This is a genomic window from Streptomyces sp. WELS2, assembly GCF_013870595.1.
Taxonomy (GTDB): Bacteria; Actinomycetota; Actinomycetes; order Streptomycetales; family Streptomycetaceae; genus Streptomyces.
Map to the genome: position 1 here is coordinate 1 of NZ_JACBWZ010000522.1, position 4,521 is coordinate 4,521.

General features: G+C 70.2%; 4 protein-coding genes. 3 read left to right on the top strand and 1 reads right to left on the bottom strand.

The window, feature by feature from the left end; genetic code table 11:
• A partial coding sequence (locus tag H5J33_RS24700) for a LysR family transcriptional regulator (protein WP_181797078.1) occupies positions 1-754 on the bottom strand: 754 nt, incomplete at its 3' end.
• A gap of 120 nt (positions 755-874) precedes the next feature.
• Here H5J33_RS24700 and H5J33_RS24705 point away from each other — a divergent pair.
• Genes H5J33_RS24705 through H5J33_RS24715 form a run of 3 tightly spaced genes read left to right on the top strand, consistent with a single transcriptional unit; the run spans position 875 to position 4,241 of the window.
• Positions 875-1,546, top strand: coding sequence for a succinate dehydrogenase (locus H5J33_RS24705; RefSeq protein ID WP_181797079.1), 672 nt, complete (start codon positions 875-877; stop codon positions 1,544-1,546).
• 2 nt (positions 1,547-1,548) lie between these two features.
• Positions 1,549-3,495, top strand: coding sequence for a fumarate reductase/succinate dehydrogenase flavoprotein subunit (locus H5J33_RS24710; protein ID WP_181797080.1), 1,947 nt, complete (start codon positions 1,549-1,551; stop codon positions 3,493-3,495).
• Entirely contained in the window at positions 3,492-4,241 is a 750-nt protein-coding gene (locus H5J33_RS24715) for a succinate dehydrogenase/fumarate reductase iron-sulfur subunit (protein ID WP_181797081.1), read from the top strand. The genes H5J33_RS24710 and H5J33_RS24715 overlap by 4 nt, the downstream gene beginning before the upstream one ends.
• Positions 4,242-4,521 lie beyond the last annotated feature (280 nt).

Below are 4,521 nucleotides of genomic sequence, written 5' to 3' on the forward strand. Positions count from 1 at the left end.
TTCGCCAAGCGCTTCCCCGACCGGGTCTACGACGTCGCAGCCCGGCCCGGACGAACCCCAGCACCGCGTCCATCTCGCCGCCCTCCACCGCGAAGTCCGGCTCGAAGCCCTCCGCCCGGCACGCGGCCACGGTCAGCTCCCGCAGGTCGTACCCGTGCCGGAACATCACCAGCCGCTCGCCCGCCAGGTCGGCGATGTGGATCACCCGCCCGCCCCGGCCGGGCGCCGGCGCCTCCGGCGAGGACACCACGACCAGGTCCTCGCGCAGCAGCTCCACCGTGGTCAGCGCGGGCGCGGGCGTCGGCAGCGGCAGCACGACCAGCGCCAGGTCGAGCGCACCGCGCGCCAGCTCCCGCACCAGGTCGTGGGAGCCGCCCTCCTCGATCAGCAGCCGGATGCCCGGGTACCGGTCGTGGAAGGCGCGCAGCACATCCGGCAGCAGCCCGGTGCACAGACTCGGTGTCGCCCCCAGCCGCACCCGTCCCCGCCGCAGCTGCACCAGTTCCTGCACCTCGTGCCGGGCGGTGTCCGCGTCGGCCAGGATCCGCCGGGCCAGCGGCAGCAGCGCCTCGCCGGCGTCGGTGAGCGTGATGTTGCCCCGCGCGCGCAGGAACAGATCCGCGCCGAGCTCCCGCTCCAGCGCCCTGATCTGCTGGGACAGCGACGGCTGGGCCACGTGGACCCGTTCGGCGGCCCGGGTGAAGTGCCGGGTCTCGGCGACGGCCACGAAGTACTGGAGCTGCTGGAACTGCATCCAGCCACAATAGTCTCTGCCTATGGAAACAAGCTGCACCATGTCTTGGACCGATCGGGACTTTCGGCCCTAGCGTTCTGTGCCATGGCTCTGGCAACGCGGACGGACCGACGGCCGTCCATGGCGCGCACCGTGTGGGACAGCTCCGTCGGCAAGAAGACGGTCATGGCCGTCAGCGGCGTGATCATGCTGCTGTACCTGGTCGCCCACGTCATCGGCAACCTGAAGATCTTCTTCGGCCCGGACGAGTTCAACCACTACGCGCACTGGCTGCGCACCGTCGGCGAACCGTTCATGCACTACGAGTGGACGCTCTGGCTGATCAGGATCGTCCTCGTCGTCGCCGTGGTCGCCCACGCCACCTCCGCCTACCAGCTCAGCCGCCGCGACCTCAAGGCCCGCCCCACCCGCTACGTCCACAGCAAGCCGCGGGCGAGCTACGCGACCCGCACCATGCGCTGGGGCGGTGTCATCCTCGGGCTGTTCATCGTCTGGCACATCCTCGACCTGACCACCGGCACCGTGCACCCCGGCGGCTTCCAGGAGGGACACCCGTACCAGAACGTCGTGGACACCTTCTCCACCTGGTACGGCAACGTCATCTACATCGTCGCGATGCTCGCGCTCGGCCTGCACATCCGGCACGGCTTCTGGAGCGCCGCCCAGACCCTCGGCGTCGGCAGCCGCGCCCGCGACCGCGCCCTGAAGACCGTCGCCAACGTCCTCGCGCTGCTGCTCACGGCCGGCTTCATCGCCGTACCCGTGGGCGTCATGACCGGAGTGGTGAGCTGACCATGACGTACACCGACTACGCGACCGGCGCCCCGGTCACCGACACCAAGGCCCCGTCCGGCCCGATCCACGAGCGCTGGGACAAGCGCCGGTTCGAGGCCAAACTGGTCAACCCGGCCAACCGCCGCAAGCACACGGTGATCGTGGTGGGCACCGGTCTCGCGGGCGGCTCCGCCGGCGCCACCCTCGCCGAACAGGGCTACCACGTCGTCCAGTTCTGCTACCAGGACTCCCCGCGCCGCGCCCACTCCATCGCCGCGCAGGGCGGCATCAACGCGGCGAAGAACTACCGCAACGACGGCGACTCCGTCCACCGGCTGTTCTACGACACCGTCAAGGGCGGCGACTTCCGCGCCCGCGAGTCCAACGTGCACCGGCTCGCCCAGATCTCCGTGGAGATCATCGACCAGTGCGTGGCCCAGGGCGTGCCGTTCGCCCGCGAGTACGGCGGCCTGCTCGACACCCGTTCCTTCGGCGGTGTCCAGGTCTCCCGCACCTTCTACGCCCGCGGCCAGACGGGCCAGCAGCTCCTCCTCGGCGCCTACCAGGCGCTGTCCCGGCAGATCGCCGCCGGGAACGTGGAGATGCACCCGCGCACCGAGATGCTGGACCTGATCGTGGTCGACGGCCGGGCGCGCGGCATCGTGGCCCGGGACCTGATCACCGGGAGGATCGACACCTACTTCGCGGACGCCGTCGTCCTCGCCTCCGGCGGCTACGGCAACGTCTTCTACCTGTCGACCAACGCCATGAACTCCAACGCGACCGCCATCTGGCGGGCGCACCGGCGCGGCGCCTACTTCGCCAACCCCTGCTTCACCCAGATCCACCCGACCTGCATCCCGCGCACCGGCGACCACCAGTCCAAGCTGACCCTGATGAGCGAGTCGCTGCGCAACGACGGCCGGATCTGGGTGCCCAAGGCCAAGGGCGACACCCGCCCGCCGCACCGGATCCCCGAGGACGAGCGCGACTACTACCTCGAACGCGTCTACCCGTCCTTCGGCAACCTGGTGCCCCGGGACATCGCCTCCCGCGCCGCGAAGAACGTCTGCGACGAGGGCAGGGGAGTGGGCCCCGGCGGCCAGGGCGTCTACCTGGACTTCGCCGACGCCATCAAGCGCCTGGGCCGCAAGGCCGTCGAGGCCAAGTACGGCAACCTCTTCGACATGTACCAGCGGATCACCGACGAGGATCCGTACGAGGTGCCGATGCGCATCTACCCGGCCGTGCACTACACGATGGGCGGCCTGTGGGTCGACTACGACCTGCAGACCACCATCCCCGGCCTGTTCGCGATCGGCGAGGCCAACTTCTCCGACCACGGCGCCAACCGGCTCGGCGCCTCCGCCCTGATGCAGGGCCTGGCCGACGGCTACTTCGTGCTGCCGGCCACCATCAACGACTACCTCGCCCGCAACCCCCACCAGGACCCGGTCACCGACACCCACCCCGTCGTCCAGGAGGTGCTGGCCGAGACCGAGGACCGGATCAACCTGCTGCTGGCGGTGGACGGCGACCGCACCCCGGACTCCTTCCACCGCGAACTCGGCGAACTCATGTGGGAGTTCTGCGGCATGGCGCGCTCCGACGCCGGGCTGCGCAAGGCCCTGGAACGCATCCCGCAGATCCGCGAGGAGTTCTGGCGCCGCATCAAGGTCCCCGGCACCGGCGAGGAGTTCAACCAGTCGCTGGAGAAGGCCAACCGGATCGTCGACTACCTGGAGCTCGCCGAGCTGATGTGCCTCGACGCGCTGCACCGCGCCGAGTCCTGCGGCGGCCACTTCCGCGAGGAGTCCCAGACCCCCGACGGCGAGGCGGCCCGCAAGGACGACGAGTTCTCCTACGCCGCCGCCTGGGAGTTCACCCGCACCGGCGAGGCACCCGTCCTGCACAAGGAAGACCTGGTCTTCGAGTACGTCCACCCCACCCAGCGGAGCTACGCATGAAGCTCACCCTGCGCGTCTGGCGGCAGAAGAACGCCGGCGCCGAAGGAGCGATGTCCACCTACGAGGTGGACGACATCTCGCCCGACATGTCCTTCCTGGAGATGCTGGACGTCCTCAACGAACAGCTCATCCTCTCCGGTGAGGAGCCCGTCGCCTTCGACCACGACTGCCGCGAGGGCATCTGCGGCGCGTGCAGCCTCGTCATCAACGGCGACGCGCACGGACCGGAGCGCACCACCACCTGCCAGCTGCACATGCGGTCCTTCGAGGACGGCGACACCATCGACATCGAGCCGTGGCGGGCCTCCGCGTTCCCGGTGATCAAGGACCTGGTGGTGGACCGGTCGGCGTTCGACCGGATCATCCAGGCCGGCGGCTACATCACCGCCCCCACCGGATCCGCCCCCGAGGCCCACGCCACCCCGGTGCCCAAGGCCGACGCCGACTTCGCGTTCGAGCACGCCGAGTGCATCGGCTGCGGGGCGTGCGTGGCCGCCTGCCCCAACGGCGCGGCGATGCTGTTCACCTCCGCCAAGGTCAACCACCTCAACGTGCTGCCCCAGGGCGCGCCCGAGCGGGAGACCCGGGTGCTGGACATGGTGGCCCAGATGGACGCGGAGGGCTTCGGCGGCTGCACGCTCACCGGCGAGTGCGCCACGGCCTGTCCCAAGGGCATTCCGCTGATGTCCATCACCAGCATGAACAAGGAGTGGCTGCGGGCCACCCGGAAGGCCGGCAAGAGGTAGCCGCCGCCGTCCGAAGACGTTCGCCGACCAGAGGCGGGCGGGCGGGGCCGGGGAGGTGCTCACCCGGCCCCGTCTGGTGTTCCCGCCCCCTGTAACCTGCCGCCATGATCACCGGGAACAAGCGGACGGCACGCTTCGGCGATGCCGTGGCCGGTTTCGAGACCGCCGTCCGCGCGCAGGACGCCGACCGCTCGCAGCAGTACTTCGACGACCTGCACCGGTACTTCCGCGAGGCGGATCCGCTCGGCCATGGGCAGCCACAGCCGGACCAGCTCGTCCC